This window comes from Georgenia sp. 311 (assembly GCF_006151955.1).
Lineage (GTDB): Bacteria > Actinomycetota > Actinomycetes > Actinomycetales > Actinomycetaceae > Oceanitalea > Oceanitalea wutianyii.
Genome location: NZ_VDFS01000056.1, coordinates 23,582 through 27,572 on the forward strand (window position 1 = coordinate 23,582; position 3,991 = coordinate 27,572).

Annotated in this window: 3 protein-coding genes; all 3 read left to right on the forward strand. The window is 74.5% G+C overall.

From position 1 onward, the window contains the following. Positions 1-517: 517 nt before the first annotated feature. Positions 518-2,704: a vWA domain-containing protein gene (locus FHE66_RS11915; RefSeq protein ID WP_139073181.1), complete on the forward strand. Its 2,187-nt coding sequence runs from the start codon at positions 518-520 to the stop codon at positions 2,702-2,704. A gap of 99 nt (positions 2,705-2,803) precedes the next feature. Then, complete coding sequence (locus FHE66_RS11920) at positions 2,804-3,433, forward strand: alternate-type signal peptide domain-containing protein (protein ID WP_139073182.1); 630 nt, start codon at positions 2,804-2,806, stop codon at positions 3,431-3,433. Positions 3,434-3,525: 92 nt separating this feature from the next. After that, the coding region (locus FHE66_RS11925; RefSeq protein WP_139073196.1) for a signal peptidase I at positions 3,526-3,991 on the forward strand (466 nt) is incomplete at its 3' end.

The window sequence follows — 3,991 nt, forward strand, 5'->3', positions numbered from 1 at the left end:
CACCCCCTGCGCGGGGCCTTCGAGCCGCGAAGGGGCGTCCCAGACGCGTCGCCGACGCACCGCGCACCGATGCGCGCTGGGCACTGGACGCGTTCCTCCTCCGGGACGCCCTGCGCGTCTCCGGCCGCCTCCGGGACACCTCGCGCGCTCTGGGACGCCCCTTCGGAGGCCAGGAGCGTGCTGTCGGGGGCGTCCGCGGGCGCCAGGGGGCGTCCCAGAGGTGGCGAGGGGGTCCGGGAGGAGGGGAGCGGCGACAGCACGCCACTCACCCTCCTTTAGTGGGGGTGAGTGGTACGAAAGGAGGAGCCACCTCCCCCTTTGAGCGGAATGGCGCGGAAGGGTCGGCGGGCGCCCGGCACTGCTCCTCGCCCGGCTCACCCCCGCGCGGTGCGCGACACGTGAGGTCTAACCCCGGCGACGCCTGCCGATCATCTTGTCGCCACCCGCTGCGGAAGGTCGGACGGCCGGGGCGTTCTGGTGGGCTGACGTCATCAGCACACAGGGCGGAGCACGGATCATGAAGCACGGAGCCGACGACGGCACCCGGCGGCGCACTTGGCGCGTCGCCGTGACGACACTCATCAGCCTCGGCCTCGTCGCGAGCGCGACGACCTCGGTCGCCACCGGACTCGACGAGGACGTCGCCGGGGGGCCGAGCACGACCTTCGTCGAGCCGGCACAGGTCCTCACGCCGGCGGCCGAGGGTGACCTCGTCCTCGACGGCGACGCCGCGCCCGCGCCCCAGGACGAGGCGCCGGCACCCGCCGCCCCCGCTCCGAGCGCTCCTGCCCCCGTCGACGCGGCGCCCCCTGCCGCCCCGCTGACCGGGGCCCCCTCCCCGGCAGCCGCGAACGAGCGGGCCGAGGCGAGCAGCGTCGCCGCCCCGGCCGCTCTCGCGCCGCTCGCCGTGCCCGCCCCCACCGGGAACAGCGCCGTCATCACCGTCAAGGTCGGGGGCGACCGCTCGAGGACATCGGCGGTGGCAGGCCTCCAGGGCGTGCGGCTGCGCCTGCACACCGGCTCCTCCAGCCCCGCCGGCCCGGTGAACGAGAACTGGGCCTCGTGCGTCTCCGACAGCGCCGGCGACTGCTCGTTCGTCGTCCCCGAGACCCAGGCCGGGACCCGGGTGTGCGTCGAGTTCTTGTGGGGGTTCTGCATGCGCTGGGACGAGACCCCCGGCGGGGCCAACTACGACCGCAGGTTCTGGGTCGTCCAGGACTCGGCCCCCACCGGCTGGTACACCAACCCGGCGCTCGTCACCGGCGGAGCGAGCTCGCAGGTCGCCTCCACCTACGCCTTCCGCACGGGCGAGCAGCTCCGCGCGGGGACGACGTACCGAGCCGGGTCGCAGTTCATGACGGCCGGCAGCAGCGAGACCCGGACCGGCTCGGCCGGCACCTGGCAGACCTCCCGCGCCAACCCCCGCCTCACCCAGACGTGCGAGGCCGGCCTCGACGTCGCCCTCGTCCTCGACCTCTCCGGCTCCGTCGCCAACGCCGGTGCGGTCGGCGACCTCAAGGCCTCGGCCATCGCCTTCGCCGAGGCGCTGCAGGGCACCGGCTCCCGGATCGCGCTCTTCACCTTCGCCGAGACCGCCCCGCGGGCCAACGGCAGCTCGGGCCAGAACTACCCGACGCTGCTGCCCGTCGACGGCAACCTCGCGACCATCCGCGACCGGATCAACGCCTACAGCGCCGGCGGCGGCACGAACTGGGACCGCGGCATCCACCAGGTCGCGCAGAACGGCCAGCAGTTCGACCTCGCCATCGTCGTCACCGACGGCCAGGCCACCTACTCCGGGAACCCGGCGACGGGCCCGGGCAGCTTCACCCGCTTCTCCGAGACCGAGCAGGCGATCTTCTCGGCCAACGGGCTCAAGGCCAAGGGCACCCGGGTGCTCGCCGTCGGCGTCGGCGGCGGCATCGGCGGCGACGCCGCCAACCTCCGCGCGGTCTCCGGGCCGAGCGGGCACGCCCCCGGCGCGTCGGCGAACAGCGCCGACTACTTCCAGACGGGCTGGCGTCAGCTCGCCCCGCTCCTGGAGAACCTTGCGAAGGGCGCCACCTGCCAGGCGACCGTCAGCGTGGAGAAGGTCGCCCAGCCCTACGGCGGGACGGCGGCCCCGGCCGCCGGCTGGACCTTCGCTGCGACGACGTCGAACGGTGCCCTCACGCCCTCCGGCCCGCGGGTCACCGGCTCCACCGGGACGCTGGAGTACGCCGTGCGCTTCTCCAGCCCCGACGCCGCCACTGCGGCGGTGCGGATCGAGGAGCGGATGACCGCGGACCAGCAGGCCGCCGGATGGTCGCTCGCCGATGTCAGCTGCACGGCCAACGGCGTGCCGCGCCCCGCCACCCGCGACGGCGCCGCCCTCACCCTCGACGTCACCGTCGGCGACGACGTCAGCTGCACCTTCACCAACGTCCAGACCCGCGAGCCCGGCGTCGAGATCGTCAAGCGGGCCTGGGACGTGCCGACGGCCGCGCAGCTCGGCGGCGCCGCCGAGCTGGCGCCCGGCACGACACTCACCGACGGCGCGACCGTCACGTGGACCTACACGGTCCGCAACACCGGACGGACGGCGCTGCTCGACATCGTCGTCGTCGACCGACCCACGGTCGACGTCACCTGCCCGCGGACCCGACTCGAGGTCGGCGAGCACATGGTCTGCACGGGGTCCGCGGCGCTGACGCCGCGGCCCTAGGACGGGCCCCAGAACTACCGGGCGAAGCCCGGTCCACGGCGCCGGCGCGACCACTGGTCGAGAGCCGTGGCCACCCCACCCCCACACAAGGAGATCACGATGAACAAGAAGACCACCGGCGTCGTCGCCGGCGCCGCCGGCGCAGCCCTCCTCCTCGGCGGGGCGACCTTCGCCCTCTGGAGCGACAGCGCTCCCGTCGACGGCGGCACCATCACCGCCGGAAACCTCGACGTCGAGGCCGTCGCCGCGCAGTGGAAGGACGTCTCGGCCGACCGCACCGACGCCGGCCACGCGATCGACCTCGACACCTTCCGCATCGTCCCGGGCGACACGGTCCAGGGCACCTTCGGCTTCCGGGCCGCCCTCGAGGGCGACAACATGGTCGCCCGGCTCTCCCTCGACGACCTCAGCGCCCAGGGCGCCCTCCTCGCCGAGCTCGCCGAGCACGCCACCTACACCGTCCTGTCCGGCGGCACCGTCGTCGAGACCGGCGACCTGAGCGACGCCGAGGGCGTGCTCTTCGCCTCGGCCGACAACAGCAACAACGTCGCGGCCCTCCCGACGCTGCCCGCCGACCTCGGCACCGACCCGAACGTCTCCCTCGTCGTCGAGGTCACCTTCGACGAGGACGTCGCCGACCAGGACCTCGTCCGCGCGAACGCCGTCATGGCCGACTTCAGCGCCACCCTGTCGCAGGTCCGCGACGCCGGCGTCGGCGGCGGTTTCTGACGCACCCCCAGGACCCGGGTGGGGGTGCGCTCGCCCCCCGAGGACGCGCCCCCGCCCGGCACCACCGGCACCACCACCCGAGAGGAGGAACGATGAACACGCTGACGACGACGCCGACCGAGGCCCCGGCCCCGGCCGAGCCGACCGAGGCCCGCGCCGAGGCCCGCGCCTTCCGGCGCGCGGTGCTCCGCGGTCTCAACCTCGTGCTCGTCCTCGCGCTCCTCCTCCTCGTGCTCGCCGTCGCCGTCGTGCCGCGGCTGCTCGGTGGTGCCGCCCTCACGGTCCTCACCGGCTCGATGGAGCCGACCTACTCCCCGGGCGACGTCGTCGTCTCCGTGCCGGCCGAGCGTTACGACGTGGGCGACGTCGTGACCTTCCAGCCGGTCCCCGACGACCCCGCGCTCATCACCCACCGCGTCGTGGGGATCGAGCTCGGCTCCGAGACCCGCTACGTCACCCGCGGCGACGCCAACGGCGCGGACGACGAGCCGATCGTGCACGAGCAGGTCATGGGCCGCGTCGCCTACCACCTCCCCCTCGTCGGCCACGTGGCCGACG